At 62.9% G+C, this 22,294-nt stretch carries 19 protein-coding genes and 1 pseudogene; 11 read left to right on the top strand and 9 right to left on the bottom strand.

All coding sequences use genetic code 11. From position 1 onward, the window contains the following. Nucleotides 1–837: 837 nt before the first annotated feature. From CVA01_RS13955 to CVA01_RS13940, 4 genes are all read left to right on the top strand, one after another. Nucleotides 838–2,076: a sensor histidine kinase gene (locus tag CVA01_RS13955; RefSeq protein WP_218024593.1), complete on the top strand. Its 1,239-nt coding sequence runs from the start codon at nucleotides 838–840 to the stop codon at nucleotides 2,074–2,076. After that, entirely contained in the window at nucleotides 2,073–2,756 is a 684-nt protein-coding gene (locus CVA01_RS13950) for a response regulator (RefSeq protein ID WP_141331593.1), read from the top strand. Before CVA01_RS13955 ends, CVA01_RS13950 begins: the two co-directional genes overlap by 4 nt. A 136-nt stretch (nucleotides 2,757–2,892) precedes the next feature. Next, on the top strand, nucleotides 2,893–3,663 hold the full coding sequence (locus CVA01_RS13945) for an ABC transporter ATP-binding protein (protein WP_141331591.1): 771 nt from the start codon (nucleotides 2,893–2,895) through the stop codon (nucleotides 3,661–3,663). Continuing rightward, nucleotides 3,663–5,525, top strand: coding sequence for an ABC transporter permease (locus tag CVA01_RS13940; RefSeq protein ID WP_141331589.1), 1,863 nt, complete (start codon nucleotides 3,663–3,665; stop codon nucleotides 5,523–5,525). The genes CVA01_RS13945 and CVA01_RS13940 overlap by 1 nt, the downstream gene beginning before the upstream one ends. A 101-nt stretch (nucleotides 5,526–5,626) precedes the next feature. Here CVA01_RS13940 and CVA01_RS13935 read toward each other — a convergent pair whose 3' ends face one another. Beyond that, nucleotides 5,627–7,009: an MFS transporter gene (locus CVA01_RS13935; protein WP_141331587.1), complete on the bottom strand. Its 1,383-nt coding sequence runs from the start codon at nucleotides 7,007–7,009 to the stop codon at nucleotides 5,627–5,629. A gap of 171 nt (nucleotides 7,010–7,180) precedes the next feature. Between CVA01_RS13935 and CVA01_RS13930 the strand changes: the two genes are divergently transcribed. Continuing rightward, a complete protein-coding gene (locus CVA01_RS13930) occupies nucleotides 7,181–8,104 on the top strand; it encodes a helix-turn-helix transcriptional regulator (RefSeq protein WP_141331584.1) in 924 nt (307 codons plus the stop codon). Beyond that, a complete protein-coding gene (locus tag CVA01_RS13925) occupies nucleotides 8,104–9,060 on the top strand; it encodes a zinc-binding dehydrogenase (protein ID WP_141331582.1) in 957 nt (318 codons plus the stop codon). Before CVA01_RS13930 ends, CVA01_RS13925 begins: the two co-directional genes overlap by 1 nt. A gap of 66 nt (nucleotides 9,061–9,126) precedes the next feature. Here the strand turns inward: CVA01_RS13925 and CVA01_RS13920 are convergent, their stop codons facing one another. Further along, the gene (locus tag CVA01_RS13920) at nucleotides 9,127–9,753 is read right to left on the bottom strand and encodes a TetR/AcrR family transcriptional regulator (protein WP_141331580.1); all 627 of its coding nucleotides are present in this window, start codon (nucleotides 9,751–9,753) and stop codon (nucleotides 9,127–9,129) included. Between the two features lie 54 nt (nucleotides 9,754–9,807). On the opposite strand from CVA01_RS13920, the gene CVA01_RS13915 reads away from it, so the two are divergent. Further along, nucleotides 9,808–10,713: an NADP-dependent oxidoreductase gene (locus CVA01_RS13915; RefSeq protein ID WP_141331578.1), complete on the top strand. Its 906-nt coding sequence runs from the start codon at nucleotides 9,808–9,810 to the stop codon at nucleotides 10,711–10,713. Nucleotides 10,714–10,786: 73 nt separating this feature from the next. Here CVA01_RS13915 and CVA01_RS13910 read toward each other — a convergent pair whose 3' ends face one another. Next, on the bottom strand, nucleotides 10,787–11,383 hold the full coding sequence (locus tag CVA01_RS13910; protein WP_141331575.1) for a helix-turn-helix domain-containing protein: 597 nt from the start codon (nucleotides 11,381–11,383) through the stop codon (nucleotides 10,787–10,789). A gap of 81 nt (nucleotides 11,384–11,464) precedes the next feature. Between CVA01_RS13910 and CVA01_RS13905 the strand changes: the two genes are divergently transcribed. After that, on the top strand, nucleotides 11,465–12,202 hold the full coding sequence (locus CVA01_RS13905; protein ID WP_244938320.1) for a class I SAM-dependent methyltransferase: 738 nt from the start codon (nucleotides 11,465–11,467) through the stop codon (nucleotides 12,200–12,202). A gap of 47 nt (nucleotides 12,203–12,249) precedes the next feature. After that, nucleotides 12,250–13,818 (top strand): MFS transporter, encoded by a 1,569-nt coding sequence (locus CVA01_RS13900; protein WP_141331571.1) that lies wholly within the window; start codon nucleotides 12,250–12,252, stop codon nucleotides 13,816–13,818. Between the two features lie 29 nt (nucleotides 13,819–13,847). Here the strand turns inward: CVA01_RS13900 and CVA01_RS13895 are convergent, their stop codons facing one another. After that, nucleotides 13,848–14,258, bottom strand: a complete 411-nt coding sequence (locus CVA01_RS13895; RefSeq protein WP_141331569.1) for a RidA family protein — start codon at nucleotides 14,256–14,258, stop codon at nucleotides 13,848–13,850. A 123-nt stretch (nucleotides 14,259–14,381) separates the two neighbouring features. Here CVA01_RS13895 and CVA01_RS13890 point away from each other — a divergent pair, with 123 nt between their 5' ends. Further along, nucleotides 14,382–14,777 (top strand): winged helix-turn-helix transcriptional regulator, encoded by a 396-nt coding sequence (locus tag CVA01_RS13890; protein WP_141331565.1) that lies wholly within the window; start codon nucleotides 14,382–14,384, stop codon nucleotides 14,775–14,777. A gap of 201 nt (nucleotides 14,778–14,978) precedes the next feature. Here the strand turns inward: CVA01_RS13890 and CVA01_RS13885 are convergent, their stop codons facing one another. Genes CVA01_RS13885 through CVA01_RS13865 form a run of 5 tightly spaced genes read right to left on the bottom strand, consistent with a single transcriptional unit; the run spans nucleotide 14,979 to nucleotide 20,946 of the window. Further along, nucleotides 14,979–15,815: a hypothetical protein gene (locus CVA01_RS13885; protein ID WP_141331563.1), complete on the bottom strand. Its 837-nt coding sequence runs from the start codon at nucleotides 15,813–15,815 to the stop codon at nucleotides 14,979–14,981. A gap of 5 nt (nucleotides 15,816–15,820) precedes the next feature. Then, the gene (locus CVA01_RS13880) at nucleotides 15,821–18,382 is read right to left on the bottom strand and encodes a DEAD/DEAH box helicase family protein (protein ID WP_141331561.1); all 2,562 of its coding nucleotides are present in this window, start codon (nucleotides 18,380–18,382) and stop codon (nucleotides 15,821–15,823) included. Beyond that, a complete protein-coding gene (locus CVA01_RS13875; RefSeq protein WP_141331558.1) occupies nucleotides 18,375–20,045 on the bottom strand; it encodes an Eco57I restriction-modification methylase domain-containing protein in 1,671 nt (556 codons plus the stop codon). Before CVA01_RS13875 ends, CVA01_RS13880 begins: the two co-directional genes overlap by 8 nt. After that, a complete protein-coding gene (locus tag CVA01_RS13870; protein WP_020384649.1) occupies nucleotides 20,042–20,695 on the bottom strand; it encodes an N-6 DNA methylase in 654 nt (217 codons plus the stop codon). Before CVA01_RS13870 ends, CVA01_RS13875 begins: the two co-directional genes overlap by 4 nt. Then, nucleotides 20,695–20,946 (bottom strand): helix-turn-helix domain-containing protein, encoded by a 252-nt coding sequence (locus CVA01_RS13865; RefSeq protein WP_020384648.1) that lies wholly within the window; start codon nucleotides 20,944–20,946, stop codon nucleotides 20,695–20,697. The genes CVA01_RS13870 and CVA01_RS13865 overlap by 1 nt, the downstream gene beginning before the upstream one ends. A 694-nt stretch (nucleotides 20,947–21,640) precedes the next feature. On the opposite strand from CVA01_RS13865, the pseudogene CVA01_RS13860 reads away from it, so the two are divergent. Continuing rightward, nucleotides 21,641–22,294: pseudogene (locus CVA01_RS13860) on the top strand (hypothetical protein); the annotation flags it as partial.

The following is a 22,294-nucleotide window of genomic DNA, read 5'->3' as shown; positions in this document are numbered from 1 at the left end:
CGGGGGAGTTGTGGGGCGAAGTCCCTCCGGTGAAGCAATCCTGGTGGAGAAGCTCCAGGGATACAGATGATGCGGCAGAGCAGAGTGGTCTCGCCGCACATGATCGGGGGCGGTGATTCGGTCCAGGTCAGCTGGTGGCGCCGAGACCTCTGCGATCTAGAACTGCTAGTGATTTCTCTCGAAATTGGCCAATGATCGCTACTGCTAACGTTGCTGGGAAGGAGAACGACCATGCCATCCACGTTGGCATGCCGACAGTCGTGGCCGCTATATTTCCTGTGAATACGATGGCTGCGACGATCAAATACCCCCTGACCCAAAGATATGACGCTCGATAAGAGTAGGTGACCTGTTCACGCTCCCGTGCCACCTGCTCTACTGCCATGAACGGTGCCACGAAAATGAGGATCAAGCTGACCGCTGCGAGCAGGGTAGCTAGGATCCCTTGCCACAGTGGATTGCACCCATCGACGGGAAGTGTTGTGTACATCGCGATGGCGACACTTGTGAGCGTCCACGCGGAGTTCGGATCGACATCGCGTTTCCGCGCCTCAGTGAGTAGCCATCCCATATATATACTCGGTGTTTGAGTCATGATGACATGCTGCCAGTTAAGTCGGATACGATCACTGTCAGATCGAACTTGTGATCGGATCAATGTGGAATCTCCCCATGTTGATGTGATGTTGCGAGGTCCAAAGTCGATACATCGAGGCACTGTATCCGGATTGTGTTCGATGGTGTGTACTCAGTTAGGTCTCGCAGCCCACCGTCAGCCAATGGGATCTGAGTGGCTCTGTTGGAGGGATAACCCCTGCCGTCTCCTATCATGAAGGAGTGAGCCCGATCGAACGTTCGTCAGTCGACCTGCTCGTCGCCGTGGGCACTGCTGTAGTTGGGCTTGGTGTCCTCGCCGTCTTTGGGGTGATCGTGGGGACGGAACCATCCGAGTACACCACGCCCACCACGATGTTCTGGTATATGACGGCCGTGGTCCTGGTACTGCAGGCAGCAACGCAATTACTGCCTCGGACGTATGGGCAGGTTCTTCTGGTCGCAGCGGCGTTGCCGGTGGTGGTTGCGGTGGTCGCTCCGGGCGCGTTATTCAGCGTCACGGCCTTGCCCATCTTGGTTTGCGCTTTCCTCACAGGGCTACACGTCCCCTTCCGTCAGCTGAGGTGGGTCGTTCCGGGCGCCGCTTTACTGGTAGCGGCGGGGCATTTGATCAACGCTCTCTCATCGGATCAGGTCGATGTCGCAGGCGCAGTATTCGAAGCGGTGCTGCAGGCGGTGCTGGTTATCGGCCTGCCATTGTTGCCGGCGACTGCGATCGCGGCGCAGAAGACTGCCCGCCGGGCACAGCAGCAGACTCTGGAGGCACTGGCGCGGGAGCGTGACGCGCAGATCGGGAAAACGCTTGCCCTGGAGCGCACCGCAATGGCCCGTGAGCTGCACGATATTGCAGCCCATCATGTCTCCGGGATCTCCCTGATGGCCTCAGTGGTCGAACGGCAGATCCGAAGCGACCCGGATGCGGCGCGCACAGGAGTGGCCGCAGTGCGTCAGCAGAGCAAAGCCGTGCTCGACGATTTGCGTCGGTTGGTCGGCCTGCTCCGCGACGCCGATGGCAGCGACGATGCCATCAAGACGCTCGCAACCGTCCCGGCACTCGTGGAGGCTATGTCCGCGACGGGTGCGGACATCCGACTCGACATTCGCCGTACGGTCCCGGACAGCATGGGCGAAGGAATCGGACCGTTGGCGCAGCTGGCTGCCTACCGGATGGTCCAAGAATCCCTCACCAATGCATCGCGGTACGCTCGGAGCGCAGCCTGCACCGTCGTCATCGACGACACGGACCCCTCGCAGCTACTGGTCATCGTACGCAATACCCGACCTGCACCAGGTACCACAGTGGCCGAGAGCGGGTCCGGTTTCGGGATCCTGGGGATGCAGGAGCGTGCTGCCCTCATCGGCGGTACATTCGACGCCGGTCCGACCGGTGACGACGGATGGGAGACTCGAATGAGCATCCCGCGTGAGTCCTTTCCCGACGAACAAGAGGAGTCTCTGTGATTCGAGTCCTGCTGGCTGATGATCAACCCCTCGTTCGCGCGGGCCTGGCCGCGCTTCTTTCGGCAGAAGAAGACATCGAGGTTGTCGGTGTTGCCGCCGACGGGGACGAGGCGCTCCGTCTCGCGCTCAGTGTGGTTCCTGACGTCGCATGCCTGGACATCCGAATGCCGGGACGAGACGGCATTGACGTAGCAGCTCAATTGTGCGGTTCCGATGCGGATCCACAGGTGCCGGTGCTGATACTCACCACTTTCGACATTGATGACTACGTCTTCCGCGCCCTCGAAGCCGGGGTATCAGGGTTCCTTCTCAAGGATTCTGACCCTGACGAGATCCTCCGCGCCGTCCGTAGCATTGCTGCCGGTCACGGCACTCTCGACCGCACTCTCACCCGGCGAATCATCGACGAGTACGTGCAACGTCGACGTTTGCATCCGGTGACGGCGACGCGGGGAGCGGACGCACTTACCGCACGTGAACGGGAGATCCTGCTCCTGCTCGCGCAAGGAATGTCGAATGAGCAGATCGCGAACGCGCTGGTTGTGGAGATCGCAACGGTGAAATCGCACTTGGCGCGACTACTGCCCAAGCTCGGGGTGCAGTCACGACTTCAGGCGGCTGTCTGGGCCTACCGGAACCGTGTCGTTACAGTCGACGAACCACCCGCATCAGGCCAGTAGCCTCTTCGCCACGGGGCGGATGGACGCAGTTGCATCGAAAGGCGCAAGAATAAGATTGCATCTCGAAGGGCCTAGATGCAGGTAGGCGCGCCATTTAGCGTTGAGGAGGTCACAATTCCTCAACCGAGAGCACGTCATGACCTATCCCACTCCCTTCCCCGGATCGAGAGCCACTGCTCCGATCGCCGTGCAGTTCACCGATGTGCGAAAAGGCTTCCCGGACGGGTCCCGCACCGTTGAGGTGCTCCGTGGTGTCACGATCCGCATCGTCGCAGGTTCGTTCACCGCACTGATGGGACCGTCAGGATCGGGAAAGTCGACACTTCTCAACTGCGCCGCCGGCCTTGAAGCCCCCACCTCGGGGAGCATCGTTGTGGGAGGCCAGGATCTCAACGCCTTGCGTGGAGACGCACTGACCCGGTTCCGCCGAGACCGTCTCGGATTTGTGTTCCAGGCCTACAATCTCCTCCCTCACCTCACAGTTGCGGAGAACGTTGCGCTGCCCACGCTTCTCGGCGGCCCGGTCGTTGACCAGGCTCGGCAGCGAGAGATCCTCGAACTCGTGGGTCTGGCAGACAAAGCGCAGCGGCTTCCCTCTGAGCTCTCTGGCGGACAGGCGCAGCGGGTCGCGATCGCCCGTGCCCTCGCGACTCGCCCTGAGGTGGTCTTCGCTGACGAACCCACAGGCGCGCTCGACCCGCATACCGCCCACCACGTGATGCAGGTGCTGCGGCGCGCCGCTGCGCAGCTGTCCCAGACTCTGGTCCTTGTCACCCACGACCCTGTCGTGGCTGCGAGCGCGGACCGGGTACTTTTCCTCGACCGTGGCGTCATCGCGGCTGACCTCGCGCAACCCACAGTGCAGCAGATTTCCCAGCAGTTGTCGATTCTCAACGAGGCCCGCTGATGTGGACCCTCATCCGGCGCAGCGCCCGCGTCAACACCCCCCAACTCATGGGCGCCACCGTTGCGATCACCGCTGCGATCGGCATGATCTCCGCCGCAGCTTTCTGGTTCACCGCAGGTCTCACAGACCCCGCTCTTGCCTCGACCAGTGGGCAACTGGTCACGATCTCGTCCTCCTTCATCGGTATCGCAGCGCTGATCGCCGGTCTCGCCGTTGCATCCACCATCGCGACAGGTATCCGCGAACGTCGCCGCCAATATGCGCTCCTTGCTGCCGTCGGTGCCACGTCAGGGCGGCTTCGCGGGGTCATTCTGCTGGAGACCATGCTCCTGTTCGTCGCGGCTGCACCTGTCGGAACACTGCTCGGATTCGTGCTGGCCGCAGCCACGGTGCCGCTCCTGCGGGGCACTGGGCTGGTACCTGATGCCTACCCTCCGCCTTTCGACGCAGTGTCGGCGACGGGAGCTACGGCTGTCATGCTCGTTGTCGCGGTCGTGGCGGCGTGGTCAGCATCCCGGCATGCGTTGCGCGGACATGCCGCAGATGCCGTCCGAGCTGCCGCCATCGAGGAACCCACACTGGGTACCGGTCGCCGAATCACCGCACTCGTCGTTCTCGCCGCCGGCGCAGCCTCCGCGGCAATGCCGTTCGCACTGCCCGGAATGATCGGTGTCGCTTTCGCGGCTATATCCACATTCTTACTGATCACTGCTCTCGCCCTCGTAGGCCCCGTGATCACAGCGACGATCGCGACCCGTGCCCGGCACCTGTTGCCACGGAATCTACTGTTGGCGCTTCCGTTGACGAACATTCGAGGGTTCTCTCGCCGCCTGGCAGCAGTGCTGATCCCGTTCGCTCTCGTCGCGGCACTCGGCACCGTGCAACTGAGCACCAATGCGATCACCGACACCGCTGCACGCGAACAGCTCACCGCCGGCCTCCTCGCCGACCGCGTCGGGCCCGTCACGAGTCCACAGGACGCCGACACGGTGCACCGCATCGACGGTGTCGACAACGTCTGGGTTCTCGGCTCCGTGACCGGCGAGGTGATTGAGGAAGACGATGATGAGGAACTTCCCTTCGAGATTCGGGAGCCAGTCACCATCGCCACCATCTCGGGTACTGCGGACTACACGTCGGTCCTTGCCCCCGGTGTCACTGCGGGGTCACTGACAGCCCTTGACGGTGACGACACTGTCGCGGTCTCGGCCGATGCGCTGTTCGGTACCACGACGGGAATCGGAGACACCATAGCGGTGCGCACCGACAGTGAGACCCGCAACCGGACCATCGTCGCCATCTACACCTCGTCACTCGGTTTCGGCGACTACCTCATCGACTCCCCAGGTGCTGAGACAGGGGGCACCCTCCTGGTCGGCACGGCTCCCGGTGCAGCGGACACCGTCTCGTCCACTGCCGCAGCGCAGGGCATTGACCTGCAGAATTCTTCCGATTATGCCACAGAAATGCAGGGCAACGGCGAAGCACTGACATCGTCAGTGCTCCTCTTTGCTCTTCTCGCCTTCGCGCTGCTCGCCGCCGTCAACACCCTCATCTCACTCATCCGAGGACGGCGTGATGAATTCGACCTGCTCTCCCTTATCGGAGCGACACGCTTCACCCTCGTCCGTACGGTCACCACCGAGACAGTCATCGCCGTCATCTTCGCCATCATCCTCGGCACGGCCACAGCAGTGCCGGCGGCCCTCGGCACCGGTATCGCTCTCCTGGACAGCTGGCCGAGCCTACCGTGGTCGACGCTGATCGCCCTGCCCATCGTGCTCTTTGCCACTGCGACTGTCACCGCCGCAATCGCAGTCTCGCAACTTATCCGCAGGATGTCGGGCACACCGCACCAGTGACCGGACCCGCTGGAGTCAGTCGACCGGGTCATCTCCTCCGGGCCGGGTTGTCCGGCCCCGGGCCCGGTGCCGAGGCTGTTCCCGCAGCCTGCTCTCTGCTCTCAGCGCTTCGGCAGTGCGATGGCGGCCAGGGCAAAGACTATGGCGAAAGCAGCCTGGATGATCATGCAGACGGCGAGAGCAGTGGCGTACGCGCCCGCCGTAGATCCTGTCGGTTCTCCAGTGACAGTGATGAGGAATCCTCCGGCGATGGCAACCCCGAGGCCCATTGCCGCCTGCTGCGTCGTCTGCAGTACCCCGGAAGCTGCTCCGGCGAAGGAGGGAGGCACATCGGCGACCATTGCTCCGACGAGCGGACCGAACATGAAAGCCTGTCCGACGCCGACTCCAATCAACAGACCGGCTACAACCCACGAACTGAGACCGGCACCCTGGACACTGACGACCGCCGCCGTGACGGCCAGGAGTGCGGCCTGGATAACGCCACCGACGATGAGCAGGCGTCGGAACCCGAAACGGGGTGCGAGTTTCCCGGACCAGACGGAGACAGCGAAGAAGCAGAGGGCGAAAGGAAGCAGGACGAGCGCAGTAAGCATGGGGGACCATCCCATCCCGGTCTGTGCGGTGAGTGCGAAGACGAACGTGAAGGCACCGTAGGCGGCCTGGAGTATCAGGGCCATGAGAAGGCCCACGCGGTAGGAGCGCAGACCCAGCAGCGGCGGCGGGACCAGTGAAGCTCGCCCACCGCGGTGTACGTGGTGCTGCCAACCCCAGAATGCCGCGAACAGGACCGGGACGGCGACAAGTAAGATCCAACACCAGGCTGGCCAGCCGAGCGACGCGCCCTGGGACACCGGGACAAGCAACGAGATCAATGCCGCACCGAGCAGGAGCATACCGGTCAGGTCAAGGGAACGATGCCCGGGGGAATTGGTGTCGGGAACCCAACGCAGTGCAGCCAGGAACGAGAGGACACCCATGAAGACACTTGCTGCGAAGACGGTGCGCCACCCGTCACCGAACAGCGGTGCCGAGAGAAGAAGACCACCGAGGACCTGCCCGATCGCGGTGGCACCGCCGGCGGTGGCGCCGAACAGGCCGACAGCGCGGGCACGCTCGGTACCTTCCGTCGATGCAGTAATGGTGGCGAGCACCTGCGGGACCATAGCCGCGGCCGAGACCCCGGTGAGTGCCCGGGCTGCGATCAACACCGTCATGTTCGGGGCCAGCGTCGCGAAGAGAGAGAGGAGCGTGAAGCCCGCCATGCCGAGGAGGAACAGGCGACGACGCCCGTACAGGTCGCCGAGTCGCCCACCGAGCACGAGGGGAACGGCGAACCCGAGTGAGTAGGCGGAGACCACCAGGGACTGTTCGCCAGCGGTAGCGTCCAGAGAAGATCCGATGTCGGGGACGGCAATTCCGGTCGCTGAGAAGCTGACTACGGAGAGCAGCAGGGCGGAGAGAGTCGCGAGAAGCCCGGGCATACCGAGGGATGCCGACGGCGACCGGACTGTGGATGGGGAGCCAGAATCTGGCGTAGTAGTTGAAGTCACTCGAACAGCGTGGATCGATTGTCATGCGGGTACCAGAAGCCGGTTTATGGGGGTACTGACTGAACCTGGATAAGTGGGAGACCGGTGGCGCATCATCGAGGTATGAGTGACTCAGGCGGAACCGTCGCACGACAGGAATTGGGCGCCTTCCTTCGTAGCAGGAGGGAAAGGCTGTCCCCGGAGGATGTGGGACTTCCGGCGACCGGACGTCGTCGCACACCCGGACTGCGACGTGAGGAGGTCGCGGTGCTCGCCAGTGTCGGTGTCACCTGGTACACCTGGCTCGAACAGGGGCGCACGATCAACGTCAGCGCGCAGGTTCTCTCGGCGGTCGGCCGGGCGCTGAAGCTGGATGCGGCGGAGACTGCATACCTCCGAAGCCTGGCCGGACTGCCTCCCACCGCATCTGACGGGCCAACGTGTGACCCGGCGCTCCTGATGGCGATCCAACCGGTACTGGACAAGCTGGATCCGTACCCGGCGTGTGTGCAGACGCCGTTCTTCGATGTCGTGGCGTACAACCGGGCGTATCGACTGCTGTTCGCCGACCTTGATCTCCTCCCGGAGTCCGAGCGGAACTGCGCAGTGCAGTTCTTCAAGGATCCGCAGTGGCGGGCGCTCTACCGCGACCCGGACATCGTGGCGTCCCGGATGGTCGCGCGCCTGCGCTCTGAGGCGGGCGCTGCGACGGAGCAGGAGGCTCCCGAGGTCATCGGACGGTTGCAGGACGAGTCCGACGAGTTCGCCCGTCTGTGGGCGCGGCATGACGTGCTGCTCGAACGCTACGAGGTCAAGCAGCTCAACAGTCCAGCCGTCGGAGACCTCAACCTCAACTTCGTCTCCACGGTCATCCCGGATACGAATCACCGGATGACGGTAATGACCCCAGCAGACGGTGAAACCACCGAGCGACTGGGAAAACTGGTTGAGAGGGAAGCGGACGGCCACGAATCTTCTCCCATCCGCCACGGTCACGGAGACGCTGACCTGGTACCCCATCACACGAACAGGAAAGGTGAACTCTGATGCGCGCAATAGTCGTCGATCACTCTATGCCCGATGGATTCCGCATCGGCACGGTGCCGGACCCCGTCCCTGGGCCGGGTCAGGCCCTTGTTGCTGTCAAGGCGTTCTCGGTCAACAACGGAGACGTTGTCGACAACATCGACGCAGCTCCCGACGGTAGTGTCCCCGGTTGGGAAGCGGCCGGTGTGGTGGTCCAGGAAGCGGCGGACGGTAGCGGCCCACCTGTCGGAGCACCCGTGACCACCTTCGGCTGGAACGGCGCTTGGGCAGCGCTCCGTGCCGTGGACACCACACATCTGGCGGAGATCCCTGCAGATGCCGACCTGGGTGCGGCCGCCACCATCCCGATCGCCGCCGGGACCGCCCTCGCCGCGCTCAACCGCATCGGTCCCCTGCTCGGACGACGTGTTCTGGTTACCGGAGCCACCGGAGGTGTAGGGCGCTTCGCGGTGCAACTCGCCCGTCTCGGTGGTGCCGATGTCACGGCTGTGACAGGAAATCCAGGACGAAACGGGGACATGTTGCGTGACCTCGGAGCTTCGGAGGTTGTGACGACGCCGGGCGGGACTGCGGCGATGGGAGCCGTTGACGGCGTGGTGGAGACTGTCGGCGGCCCGACTCTCGTGGAGTCGTTCGCCACCCTGGGCAGGGACGGCACACTTGTCGCAGTAGGCAGTGCATCACAGAAACCTGCGACCTTCGCACCAGACGCCTTCCTCAGCCGGCCGGGTCAAGACAACCGGTCGATCGCGACGTTCTTCATGCCGGAGGCTGCTGATATCGCCCGGGGGATGGGTTGGCTGGCGCAGGCCGCGGCCGACGGGCGGATCGATCCCGGAATCGCCTGGTGCAGTGGCTGGGAGGACCTGGGGGACGCGGTGAGTCGGCTGCGTGAGCGACGGTTAGGTGGCAAGGCAGTGGCTACAGTCGACCTGCCGGGTGTTCAGGAGGACTGAACCGGACCGGAGGTCCCATGTTTTCCGCCTGGGCCAAGGACGCCGGAGTCTGATGCAGGTGGAGGCTTACATTGTCCCAGGGACTTCTGAGTGCGGGCATTCCAGTCCGGCGGCCGGGCCAGTTGCTTCCACCATCTGGAACAACTCGTCAAAAGTATCCATTGGGGTTGCAGAACGTCGTGCGATCGAGAAGGCGTCAACGGCGCAGCGGGCGACCATCTGCAGGGCGGCCGGGGATGACTCCGGGATGCGTGCCTCGATGAGTGCTTGAGCCAGCGTATCGGAGGACCGGAGCTCCACAACCTGTGCGTGGCTGGAGAGCGCAGGTGACTCCTCGATCATCGTTCGCAGGTCCACCGTGTCATCACCTGTGCAGTGGAGGAGCAGGGCCCGGAACACCTTCCTGATTCGTCGGAGCATGGTGGCCTGCTGGTCACTGTTACGCACCGTTTCCCGCAGGCGAAGGGCAAACATGTCCGTCTGCTCGAAAACGAGGTCCTCTTTCGAGGGGAAGTGGGAGAACAGCGTCGTGACAGCAACATCTGCTTCGGTGGCGATCCTGCGCACTCCGACGGCGTCGTACCCGAACTCCGTGAACAGCTTCAGCGCGACCTCGGCGATATGGCGGCGGGTGGCGGCCTTCTTCCGTTCGCGGCGTCCGGCGGGGGCTTCGGCAGTGGATGGTCTCGGCATGCTAAAAACACTAGCAGATACAAAACACTAACCGTTAGTGTTATTGTGGCGGCCATGCGCAACGTCATCTACCGCCGTTTCGGCGGACCGCAGGTTCTTGAACTCGTCGACAGTCCGACTCCCCGCCCCGGCCCGGGGCAGATTCTCATTTACGTGTACGCGACCGCAGTCAACGCCTTCGACTGGCGGGTCCGGGAGGGACAGAAGTTGGGAGCACACCCCGTGACTCTCCCCGCCGGTCTCGGCATCGATGCCGCCGGAATGGTGGCTGCAGTCGGCGAGGGTGTCGGCAATGTCCGGATCGGCGACGCGGTCTTCGGCGAGGGGGTGAACACCTACGCAGAGTCCGCTGTCCTCACGGTGTGGGCACCGAAACCGCCAGAACTCACCTTCGACGAAGCGGCCGGGTACCCCTCTGTCGTGGAGACGGCACTGCGGGTGCTCGATGAAGTGGCAGTGCACCCTGGTGAACGGTTGCTGATCAGCGGGGCGGCCGGCGGCGTCGGTTCGGCGGTGGTTCAGATCGCCCGTGCCCGGGGAATTCATGTCGTCGGCACTGCCGGATTCGACAATCAGGAGTACCTGCGCGGCCTGGGAGCTGAAACGACAACCTACGGTCCGGGGTGGGTCGGGCGTGTGCGTGAGTTCGGTCCCGTTGACGCGGCGCTTGACCTGGCGGGAGCAGGAGTCCTCCCAGAGCTGGTCGAACTGACCGGGAACGCCGATCGCGTGGTCTCCATCGCGGATACCGGGGCGGCAGCACACGGAGTTCGCTTTTCCGGGGCGGCCGGCGATGTGCATGCGGCGTTAGTCGAGTCGTCACGGCTCATCGCCGAGGGAAAGCTCCGTCTTCCCGTGGCCAAGACCTATTCCCTGTCGGAAGCCGCTGACGCCCACGCAGACAGCCGACGAGGTCACACCCGTGGGCGTCGGATCATCACGGTCAGACGGGGTGACTAGCGCTTCGCTGCGAAGTGGTCTGCGGCAGCGCGGTGGTCGTGACCCTGTGTCCGCCCCGCGTGGTCCGATGTCGTTACTGCTGTGAAGTCTGACTGACGACCTCCCGGATGTGGGCACGTTCGCCCTGTCTGCCGACCAGGCTGAGGAATTCGGCAGGGCCGTCGCCGGTCGCACCGAACCAGTGGGGGGTGCGGGTGTCGAATTCGACTGCTTCGCCAGGTTGGAGAAGCAGGTCCTGGTTGCCGAGGACCAGCCGAAGCTGCCCGTTGAGGACGTAGGCCCAGTCGTGGCCTTCGTGGGACCGCAGGTCGGGTGTATCGGCGTCATAGCCCGTGGGAAGGATGAATTTGTAGGCCTGGATGCCCCCTGGGCGACGGGTGAGCGGGATGATAATTGATCCATCACCGCAGGCAAGTGGCCGTAGGTGAATTCGTGGATCGCCGGTGTGCGGAGCGTCCACCAGGGAGTCGAGGGTGACGCCGTAGTAGCGGGCCAGGGGAAGAAGCTGCTCCAGTGTCGGTCGGCGCAGTCCGGTCTCCAGGCGGGACAGGGTGCTCGCGGAAATCCCGGTTTCCTCGGCCAGCGTGGTGAGGGTGATGTCTCGGCGAAGTCGGAGCTGTTTCAGGCGGGGGCCGATGGAGGTGAGTGTGTGGTCGGTGGTGTGGTCCATGCCCGCGAGTTTGCCATATGGCAATAGATGTTGCTAATTGGCGCTTCTCTGCGTCAAGGTGATGGTCCACAACGCCACCATGTGGCACGCGAAGACAGAGAGGCAACGATGAACATCCCGAATCAACCTGACGGGCGCTCCGACAACCACGACAACAGCCACGACAATAGCCACAGCGGGGACTGCGAACACGGTCACGGCGACACCCACCCGGAAGCGGTGCAGTTCGACCGGAAATACTGGGAGAGTCACTGGTCAGAGAGGGGTGAGGAGCGGGACCTCCCGGTGAACCCCTATCTCCCTCTGGAAACAGCGGACCTTCCCGTCGGCTCTGCTCTGGATGCCGGATGCGGGGAGGGCACTGAGGCGATGTGGCTTGCCGACAGGGGCTGGCAGGTCACCGGTGTGGACATCTCTGCCACTGCTCTGGCGGTTGCGGAGAGGCGTTCGGTTGCGCGCGGACTGGACGCCGATATCGCCTGGGTGGGGACCGACATCACCCGATGGCATCCGGCCCGGACCTGGGACCTTGTGGTGTCCAGCTACGCACATGCAGAGATCGGGCAGTTGGCCCTCTACCGGTTGCTCTCCAACTTTGTCGCACCGGGAGGTCAGTTGCTTATCGTCGGGCACCTCCTCACCGAAACCGATCACGGGCATCCGGTCGGAGTGACCGTCCTCCCGGAGGACATCGCAGAGCTTTTCACCGGCATGGGGTGGACCGTTGAGGCTTCCTACCGACACATCCGCACTGTCTGGCCCGGTGATCAGCCGGTGCAACTGCAGGACGCAGTCGTGCGCGTCCGGAGCCGAGGCTGAACTGCTCCCGCACCTCCGACACTCCCGACCTCTGAGTAAGGACACCCATGACCATCTCCCCCGCAAGCGGTGCGGACAGTCCCCCTACCTTCGTCATCAATGATCCCCGACGCAGGCGGGCGATTCTCTGGGCTGCGTGTATCGCGCTGATGGCGGTCGTCGCCTCCGTCTCCGGGCTCAACGTCGCCCAACCGTATCTCGCCACCTCCTTCGATGCCTCACAGGGGCAGGTGCTGTGGATCATCAACATCTACACGCTGACTCTCGCTGCACTCCTCCTCCCCCTGGGCGCTGCAGGCGACCGGTGGGGGCGCCGACCGGTGTTCCTCGCCGGACTGGCGGTTTTCGCCATCGCAAACCTCGCCGCGCCACTTGCCCCGGACATGAACACGATGCTCGCAGCACGCCTGCTCAGCGGTGTCGGTGCCGCGATGATCATGCCGGTGACACTGTCCGTGATCACCTCATCCTTTCCGGAGGGGGAACGATCGAAGGCCATCGGTATGTGGACCGCCGTCGCCGGTGGTGGAGGGATCCTCGGGATGTATCTCTCGGCCCTGCTCGTCGATGTCGCCTCCTGGCGGTGGCTGTTCGCATTGCCACTGATTCTCACGGGGATCGCCCTGATCATCGGGTTCCGTGCGGTCCCTGATTCCCGGGGTGCAACCTCCGGAAGGTTCGACCTGTCAGGTGCGGTTACCTCTGTGATTACGGCGGTCGGCGTCACCTACGCGCTGCACGAGGCGCCCTCATCCGGTTGGACGGATCCCGTTGTCCTCGTTCCGCTTCTGGCGGCTGTCGTGGCAGGGGTGGGTTTTGTCATCCGCGAACTGCGTACTCCGTTCCCGCTGCTGAACATCCGGCATTTCCGTACCCGGGGATTGACGACAGGAACCACGCTGCTGCTGGTGCTGTTCGGAGTGCAGGGTGGGGTATCCCTGATGCTCTACCCCTATTTCCAGGTCGTGCTCGGCTGGAGTGGACTGCTCGCTACCTTCGGCATGATGCCGATGGCAGTGCTGATGATGCTCGCCTCAGGTTTCGCCCCGCGACTCGCCGCGCGGACCGGTCCCCGGGCTGCCATGGTCATCGGAATCAGCGTCACCGCTGTAGGTCTTGCTCTCATGGCCGGTTTCGTGTCCACGGATGGTGGTTATGTCAGCGTTCTACCCGGCCTGGTGGCCATGGGGCTCGGTGCAGGTCTGGCGATGACGCCCTCGACTGAAGCGATTACCTCGTCACTGCCGCAGGAAGATCAGGGTGTGGCTTCCGCGCTCAACGACCTCACCCGGGAACTTGGTGCAGCTCTCGGTGTGGCGTTGCTCGGTGGCCTGCTTGTTGCCGGCTACCAGGGGGCGATAGACGGCCGGTTGGACGGGGTACCCGAGGAGTTGGTCGGTCCGGCCACTGAGGGTGTTGCCTCGGCGGCCGTCGTGTCTCGACAAGCAGGTGAGTATGCCGACCAGATTCGCGTTGCGGCGCAGGACGCCTTCATCGTCGGCTGGCAGCAGGCCATGTGGGTCGGTGTTGTGGTGATGGGAGTTCTCGCCGCAATCGTTCTGTTAAGGGGGCCTGCCACAGTCGGGGAGAAAGCCGAGGCTGTCGGGACCGACTAGCCCGATGCCCCGGCTGGGTGGACGGCGGGTCAGTCCAGAACTGCGGTGACCTCCAGCTCGACAAGGACGTCCGGTTCGAAGAGCTGGTCCACGCCGATCAGTGACGCAGGCGGCATTGGCGAAGGCAGTTCTACCTCTGCGGCGACAGCATTGACGCCCTCCATGAACGGAACAATCATGTCCGGGGTCCACGAGGTCACATAGAAGGTCATGCGGACGATGTCGGGGAATCCGGCACCTGCTCCGCAGAGAGCCCGGGCGGAGTTCCGGAGCACCTGGCTGACCTGGCCGGCCAGGTCACCGGGGGCAACGAGAGCTCCCTCGGCGTCGTAGGCAACCTGCCCACTGACGTGGACCTGTCGGGAGCCGGTGCCGATGGCGACGTGGTCGTAAGGGGTGTTCGGCTGCAACCCCTCGGGGCTGAATCGGATGACGGGCATGGGGACTCCTTGTGACGATATGTCCAGGTCCGGAGAGGAATTCCGGGCCGAGGCGGCGACTGCAGCCTCTGGTATACGATTGATACCTGGCATACGCAGGATACTTCAACGGAACCAGGTTTCATGAGCGATACCTCGCAGTACACAGGCCCGCATACCGCCATCGAGATCACTCCGCCACATCGGGAACTCCTCGACCAGGTGCTCGACAAGTGGTCGTTGAGCGTTCTCAACGAGCTCTGCGAGAAACCCTGCCGCTTCAATGAACTGCGGCGGCTGATTCCGCAGGTCACTCAGAAATCCCTCACCGCCACCCTCCGCAGACTCGAGCGCAACGGCATTATCGCCAGGGACATCATCGACGACCGCCCGATCGCCGTCTCGTACCGCATCACCGTGCTGGGTAAGACGATGCGGGCTCCGGTTGACGCCCTTCTCAACTGGGCGGACGCGTATCTACCTGAGATCGAGCAGGCTCGACAGGCCTACGATGACGCTGTCGACGGCCCGGACGCGTAGCGAAGAACCACGAGGTTCTGTCGACCGACGGATGTGGTGGATGCGTGCTACGACAACGTCATCCAGATGTACCAACTTGAGCGTCCTCGAAACTTGGCACCTTCTAACGTCTTATCCCCTTGGATGCGTTAGGAAGGAGTGAGCTAGCAGGGGATCCACCATTTCTCGATCTGCCAGAGGCCTGACGGCCCGAATGGAGGCTCAGGACGTGGGGTTGGCGGTCAATCGTTCGAGGTCGGAGAGGACGCCTTTGAGGACCTGTTGGGCGATCCGGGCCGTCTCGATCCGGGGTGCGAAGCCTTCTTTGAGCTGCTGTCTGGGGTGGATGTAGTTACGGAAGTTCCGGACTTGGTCGGCGTGCTTGGCGACGTCTTCGCTCAGGACACCACGCTCCCGTGCGACGGCGATCAACTCCGAAAGCTTCCATTGGTCCAGCGGCTTCGTCTTGCCCTTGCTCGTGGGTGCTGCTGGGGACGCGAGGAACTCGGTTCGGTGGCCCATCGCGAGTTCGGAAAGCAGACCCTCGACGGTGCTGCCGACGAGAAAGATCACAGCTAGCGGAGCATCGGCTTCTAGCGCTCGTTCGATCTCACCCATCCGGTCGGCGATGACCTGCCCAGCTGTCAGTTCGGATGGGAGTGCATCAAGGTTGAGAGAGCCGAGGTCCTTGTTGAGAAAGGCAACGTCCTCTTCGGACAGCGCCGGGACGTTGACTGACTGAAAGGCGGTGGTGGCAGTGTCGATTGCCTCTTGCTCGTAGTCAGTCGGCGTTTTTCCGTCTCGGCGCGCGATGATTCGCCAGTGCTCCAGGAGGTCCAGGTTGAGCTGCGCGACGACTCCGGAAGGCTCGTTGGTCCAGATCTGGCGCAGTATCGCAGCCTTAGAGCCTTGATATCTGTCGTAGGGATCGACTCCGAGCCACTGCTCGACGAACGAGGCGAAGTTCGCGTTGCTGAAGTCCATGACATAGCCGCCCGACATCTCGAAGAGGTCTTCGAGCATCTGCTTCACGGTGTTGTCGAAGGTGGTGTGAGGCATCGGTGTCATTCCTGGTCGATGGCGATGACGGTGTCGTAGAGGCCGTAGTGGCGTAATCCCTCGTGGGATTCAATGCCGGTGTAGGACAGGGAGGAGTCTTCGTAGCGGCGGAAAGCGAACACGGCCTGGTTCATGTGGGTGGCGTTGAACACTCCGAGGTTGACCAGCAGGTTGAAGTCGGCCACGGTCAGGCCGGTGACCGCCTTGAACAGGCCGGGCTCCAGCTTGGTGATGACATCGTGAAGTGTGTTCTCCCGGAAGTCGGTCAGGTACATGAACGCGGGGATGCGAGTCGCGAACTTGACCAGCTTTTCCTGGATCTGCTTCCGCTTGGACTTGTACTCCTTCTCCTCGGCGGAGAGTTCCTTCTTCTCCTTCGGGGTGAGATCCTCGCCCCGGTCCTTCTTCGTGGCTTTGACCTGCTCGGACTTGTTGACCACGGTCTCGAAGATCGCCGACCCGAGAGCCCGGAACCCTTCGATGTTCATGACGGCGTTCATGGCCTTCTCGTCGCCCATGATGCGGCGAAGCGTGTCGTTATCGACGTTGACGAGGATCGCAGACTCCCACTTACGGGCCAGAAGGGTAGCCGAAGTGCCGGACATGGCGATGTCGAGGATGCCGCCCGCATCGACCTGGGTCATGTTCGACCCGTCATAGGCCAGCACCGGCAGGAACTTCACCAGCTCCTCGACGGCATGCTCAGGGTTGGCGGCTTCCGGCGACAGGCCGATCCCGTAGTCCGAGATCTGCCGCAGCGCCCGGGTAGGGGCGAAGTCGAAGACGAAGCAGGCGGGCTTGAGGATCAGTTCCTGGCTCGGGTCGTCTCCGTCGGGGTTCTTGATCGACCACGGGGACTGGACGCGGAACGCGGCCTGGAAGTAAGTCTCGGGAGAGTTGAGGTTGCGCAACATGAGGATCGACGACCACTGCTTGACCGTCACTCCGGTGGTCAGCTTTCCGCACGACAGGGTGATCGTCTGCGTGTCGTGTCCATCTTTGATCGCCTCTCGCACCGGCGGCAGCGCATCCAGCCCGATGCCCGCGTCGGGGCCGGCGACGGTGAGTACTGTGTAGTCGTGCCAGTACACGTTCTGACGCTCGGCCAACAGGTTCTCCATGGCCTGGCAGGACGCAACTGTAGGCAGGAACCAGAATGAGTGCTGAAGGTACGGCAGCAAGCGGGCGTCCGAGTAGGGGAACGGTGGGCGGGTGCCCATCCGCATCGCGTCGAGCTGGGTGGGCATGTGGGCGCCACGGATGATGTCCAGCCACTTCTGCACGTCCGTCTTGTGCACGAACTCCGCCATGGTGCCTGAGCCGGTCGCCTCGAAGAACGCGTTCAGGTCGAACTCGTCGAACTCGCCCTGGCTCGCAACTGAGATCAGCTCATCGGGCATCTGGTACGTGAACAGCCGCATCTCCGGCAACGCCCCGTACGGGTTCCACGCGCCCGGATGATCCGCCGTGTACTGCTGTTTGGCGTGCTGCTCGTCGGTGTAGGTCCAGTTGAAGATCTGCTCCTCAATGAACTCGCCGGTCGCCAGGGCCTTGAACGGGGTACCCGACAGGTACAGGTAGGCGCTGGTTGTGATGGGCAGGAACTTGTCCTCATCATTGCCCAGCTCGTCGAGTTCCTCATCGAACGCGACGAGTCCGTCGTGGTACTCGGCGGCCAGCTCCTTCTTGGCGACCTTCTCGTCCTCGCCCTCGAACAGTTCCTTCGCCGACTCCCGCCAAGCCCCGAAGTGGTACTCGTCGAAGATCACCAGGTCCCACGGGGTGGTGTGGACCCACTCGTTCTTTGCTTTGATCAGCCCGGTCTTCTTGTCTCGGCCCAGCAGGTCCTGGAACGAGCCGAAGTACACGAGCGGGCGCTCACGGTCCATCTCGTCGGGAGTGCCGCCGGTGGCCTTGGACAGGTACTGCCAGCCATCGAAGTCCGCGTGGGATTCAAGGTCTGTCTGCCAGGCGTCCTCCACGGCAGGCTTGAACGTCACCACCAGGACTCGGCGGGCCCCCATCTTCTTGGCCAGCTGGTAGGAAGCGAAGGTCTTGCCGAACCGCATCTTCGCGTTCCACAAAAACCTCGGCACCGCGTCAGCATCCTCTGCCCAGATCGAGTCGTAGTACTCGGCCGTTTTCTCCACTGCCTCGGCCTGCTCGGGGCGCATCGCGAACGTCTCGTGGTGCGTCCCGGTCAACCGGGTACCGGTGCGCAGCTCCGTGATCGCCGTGCGCACGTCGTCGGGCGAGCAACGCATCCACTCCCTGGCAGAACCGAAGATCGGGTTCTCGAACCCCTTGGCGACCAAGCGGCGCCGGACGTCACTGTCACGGAAGATCGAGCCGTCGTCGCGTTCGGCAGGCTCGTCGATGTGGAGGGTGTAGGCCTGCTGCATCTGACCCTGCGACTCGCGGATACGTTCGTTGACGTCCGACTTCGTCGTCTGACCGACCTTGATCAACCCCACATAGTCGGAGGGCGGATCGTTCGGGGTCCACGCGTAGATCCGAAGCCGGGCCGCGGGCTTCTCGGGGAACAGCTCCTCGTCCGGCTTACTCATCGGCGGCACTGGCCTCGATCTCGTCGAACAGGGTGCTGTCGTGTGGTGCGACCTGGGACTCGATGAACGCGATCTCCTCATCGGTCAACCCGTAGCGCTCGTAAAGCATCTGGTCAGTCCAGCTCCGATCAAGCGGGACATCGGGGACGAATGCGTAAACTTGACGGGTTGCGTCTGGAGTGCCTTTACGAAGGGATACAAGGAACCGGACGAAGCGCGTGCTCAGGTACATCGCGTACCTCTTGGCCTCGAGTTCAGTCTTGAACTTGCCAGCTACCAGGTAGGTTTCAGTGCAGGCCGTTCCGGGCTCCGCGATGATGGGTTTAGAGAGGAACTTAGTCTCCACTGCTGCGCTGGTGCCCTGTACTCGGGTCATCAGGATCTTCCACTCGTCGACCCAGCTTTCGTTCTTTGGAAGATCAACGCGTTCGATCCAGTCCACTCGTTGATTGGCGAAAAGCTCCACCGGGGCATTCATGCCTACTGAGGTCTTCTTGCCTTTGAAGTTAGTGGCCAAGCCGAATGGTTTACGACTGGAGACGCGTGCGTCAAGTGTCGGTTCGTGCTTGGCTCGCACCTTGTCGAGGATGGGGACGGCCGCGTTCCACCGGACGAGGACGTCGTAGGCGTCGAGGTAGCGGGCGACGGGTTCGCCGACGAGCTGGCCGTCCCACATTGTTTGGACGGTGCAGGGGCCGTCGTAGTCGCGGTCCCACAGGAAGTAGGAGACGCCGCCGCGGATCTTCACTCCGGGGAAGGCTTCATAGAGCTTGGGGTAGTCGACAATGTCGTGCATCCGGTGGTCGGAGAGCATGGTCTTGCGGTACTCGTCCAGCCCCTTGCCGCCTGCCATCCAGCGAGAGGGGGTGACGAACACAGCAAACCGTGGGTCAAGGCCGAGACCCTTCTCTACGAAGTGCTGATATATCGGGGCAGCTGAAGCTCCGTGCCCACCGTCGGAGAGCTGGTAGGGCGGGTTGCCGATGATGACGTCGAACTGCAGCATGGTGTCTCCGAACAGCTCGCGGATGCGGGCTTTGATGTCGTCAGTGTGGATGAAGGCGTAGGCGTGGGTCTCCAGGTCGTCGCCGCGCCCGTAGTCGTCCTCGCCGGCCCCGCAGTAGCGGCACTTGCGGTGTGTATAGACGGCTTCCTCGTCTCCGGTGAGCGGGTCGACGCAGTATTCCCGCTTGCCGCCAGCCCAGGTGTGCTCGGTGCGCTGGAACCAGATGTTTCCGTCCTCGCTCTCGAAGGACTTGGCGATCGAATGCGGGCCATTGGCGTACTTGGAGCAGTACACGGACCGGCGGGCCAGCAGCGCGGTGAGCTGGGTGATGCCGATGCCGTAGACCTGTCTGGTGAGGATGTGGTCGACCCGATCCGTCCGGTCGGGGAAGACGTCTGCCAGGCCGTCGGTGAGGCGGCGGGTGATCTCGCGCAGGAAGACACCGGACTTGGTGAACGGGTCCAGGAACTTGACGTTCGGGTCTGCCCAGATGTCGGCACCGTTGTGAGCGTCGGACCAGCGTTCAGCGAGCAGGTCGAGCATGACGTTGGCCATCTCGGGTGGGGTGAAGACCTCGTCGTTGGACAAGTTTGCGATACATGTCAGTACGTCGGGATTGTGCCCGCGCAGTGCGAATGAGGCCTGGGTGTTACTCATGCGGTGTGCTCCTGCTCGGCCAGGTCTGACACGGTCATTGTTGGGTAGGTCACCTGGGGGGAGAAGAGGTCGGTGCCCATGTCGCCGAACAGGGACCCCTCGGCCCCCCATGCGGAGCGTTGGGTCAACTCGTCGTAGCGGAAGTCGCGACGCTGGAACTTCCCCTTGCCCAGGTACCCCCATTCGGCGAATGTGATCGGCTTGCCGCTGGGGATGGTCATGGTCAGAGCGTCACCTTGGACGATGTTCACCTTCAACACTGCCTGTGCAGCGCGCGCCCAGTCGTCGTCCACGTCGATACCGAGGAAGGCGTTGAAGAGGGTGGCGAGGTTGTCGCGGCACTCCGCGGCGTTGTCGGGCAGGAGTTCGATGCCGTAGGTGCACATCAGGGCGAACAGTGCGTAGTGGTGCTTCTCGAAGTAGCTCTTTCCGTGCCTGGCGGCCACGGTCAGGAGTTTGCGGGTAAGCACGGGGATGAGAAAGTTCCCTGACCCGCACGCGGGTTCCAGCACTCGAGAGTCGATGCGCTCGGACTCCTCCCGAACGAGGTTGAGCATGTCCTCGACCATCCAGGAGGGGGTGAAGACCTCGCCATGGTCGGCGACGCGCTGCTTGGACTTGACCAGGCGTTCGGTCTCTCTGGCGCTCATCATCTTTCCTTCCGATTTGACTGGGTACTTTCCGGCTGAGGAGTGAGGGAACCACCATCATTCGCGTGTGGTCTGTCGCTGGCAGCGGCGCCGGTGCGTACCCACTCGTCTACCTCGCTGGCTTGGCATTTCCACAGTCGTCCGATCTTGTGGGCGGGCATACCCTTGTCCGCGATCCACGCGTAGACGGTGTCTTTGGTGATGCCGAGGTGGGCTGCGATCTCATCTGTGGACAGCCAGGGCTCGCTCACGAGATGCCTCCTTGGGCAGGTAGGGGCGACGTAGCTCTAACCTGGCTCAGCCTAGCGGATTGGTCCCCTTCTGATCGGTACCGAGTAGGAATCAACCGTGTTTGACCCCCTGGGCCGGGTATGAGTGTGAGCTGGCCGTACGGTCCGGTCCAGAGGTCCGCTCGCTGCGGCCCTCAAGTTCCGCAGGAGGGGGCCTGAGAGCACATCACTGCTGTTCGCCCCCGCTTACGAACGATCTTGACGGAGCTCTGCGTGCTCGCCCGAGCAGGATGGCTTACCAAGTGTGACGTGGGATAATTCGGCTATGGGAAAACGATCACGGAGAGCATCCCGTCAGGGCCATCACAAGTCCACCGCCAGCCGCAGGCCAGGGATAACTGTCACGATCGGAGTCACACCTCGAGTGAAGCCCAATGGACAGCCTTCACTCGCAGGCGAACTCAGACTGCTACGCAGTTCGTTGTTGTACTCAGATCACATCGATCTGGTTGCGCCGAGTGCCTCTTGGTTGACCGATTTCCGACCGCTGCGGGGAGTAACTGCAGACAACCTTTGGTGGACTATCCCTTCACTGCCACTGGAGACGCTTCGTCGCATCACTCCCGACGATCTCGACCCTGTCCAGGCCAGGAAGGCAATGCGAGCATTGAGAGCCAGGCCCGTCAACGATCCGGAACGGAGGGAATGCGAACGAATGTGGCGTGCCTCGCTCCCCCAGGTTGCTAAAACGGTCAGCGAAGTCTTCGACAGTGGGGAAGCGCAGGAAATCGAGATGGCGTTGGACGCTGGTTCGGTCAGCATGATCAGCAAGGGAACTCGCTTTGAAGACCCCATCGACCAGCAGGTCTCCTGGTTCCGTGATCGACTGACGGAAGCCCTGGGTGACCCTGGAACCCATATGCTGATGGACGGTCCATCCACTGCTTTTCTTCGCGACTCGGAGGTCTACCCTGACGGTCTCCCCACTGTCGCAGCGACCCGCTCTCGGCATGCCGCGGTCGGGACTGGACTGGTAGAGAAACTGCCGACGTTTCCCGATGCGCCGATGGACCACGTGCTCGAGGCGCGGGAGGAACTCGCCGAAGGCCGAGCCAAGTACAGAGCATCTGCGAAGCATCTCGCAGACAAGCTCGAGTCTTCGGCGCTGGACGCGACCTTACCTAGCGAGATCGAGGAGTTGTGGCTGGATGACGTCCGCCCCAGGCTCGAAGATCTGAGACGCAGCGTGTCGAAGACGCGTGTCGCATACGAGACGGGAAAACGTCTCATCACGGAAGGGTTTGGTTTACCGACTATGGCTGTGGCGGTCGCGAACCTCCCGGACCTCGCGGCATTGTTACCATCCACA

Source organism: Corynebacterium variabile (assembly GCF_006539825.1).
Taxonomy (GTDB): domain Bacteria; phylum Actinomycetota; class Actinomycetes; order Mycobacteriales; family Mycobacteriaceae; genus Corynebacterium; species Corynebacterium variabile.
The sequence above is the reverse complement of the archived record's forward strand: the minus strand, read 5'-3'. Positions and strand labels throughout refer to the sequence as shown.

Coding starts and splice junctions, on each gene's coding strand:
- CVA01_RS13945 (WP_141331591.1), top strand. CDS start 2,893: ATGACCTATCCCACTCCCTTCCCCGGATCGAGAGCCACTGCTCCGATC.
- CVA01_RS13940 (WP_141331589.1), top strand. CDS start 3,663: ATGTGGACCCTCATCCGGCGCAGCGCCCGCGTCAACACCCCCCAACTC.
- CVA01_RS13935 (WP_141331587.1), bottom strand. CDS start 7,009: ATGCCCGGGCTTCTCGCGACTCTCTCCGCCCTGCTGCTCTCCGTAGTC.
- CVA01_RS13930 (WP_141331584.1), top strand. CDS start 7,181: ATGAGTGACTCAGGCGGAACCGTCGCACGACAGGAATTGGGCGCCTTC.
- CVA01_RS13925 (WP_141331582.1), top strand. CDS start 8,104: ATGCGCGCAATAGTCGTCGATCACTCTATGCCCGATGGATTCCGCATC.
- CVA01_RS13920 (WP_141331580.1), bottom strand. CDS start 9,753: ATGCCGAGACCATCCACTGCCGAAGCCCCCGCCGGACGCCGCGAACGG.
- CVA01_RS13915 (WP_141331578.1), top strand. CDS start 9,808: ATGCGCAACGTCATCTACCGCCGTTTCGGCGGACCGCAGGTTCTTGAA.
- CVA01_RS13910 (WP_141331575.1), bottom strand. CDS start 11,383: ATGGACCACACCACCGACCACACACTCACCTCCATCGGCCCCCGCCTG.
- CVA01_RS13900 (WP_141331571.1), top strand. CDS start 12,250: ATGACCATCTCCCCCGCAAGCGGTGCGGACAGTCCCCCTACCTTCGTC.
- CVA01_RS13895 (WP_141331569.1), bottom strand. CDS start 14,258: ATGCCCGTCATCCGATTCAGCCCCGAGGGGTTGCAGCCGAACACCCCT.
- CVA01_RS13890 (WP_141331565.1), top strand. CDS start 14,382: ATGAGCGATACCTCGCAGTACACAGGCCCGCATACCGCCATCGAGATC.
- CVA01_RS13885 (WP_141331563.1), bottom strand. CDS start 15,815: ATGCCTCACACCACCTTCGACAACACCGTGAAGCAGATGCTCGAAGAC.
- CVA01_RS13880 (WP_141331561.1), bottom strand. CDS start 18,382: ATGAGTAAGCCGGACGAGGAGCTGTTCCCCGAGAAGCCCGCGGCCCGG.
- CVA01_RS13875 (WP_141331558.1), bottom strand. CDS start 20,045: ATGAGTAACACCCAGGCCTCATTCGCACTGCGCGGGCACAATCCCGAC.
- CVA01_RS13870 (WP_020384649.1), bottom strand. CDS start 20,695: ATGAGCGCCAGAGAGACCGAACGCCTGGTCAAGTCCAAGCAGCGCGTC.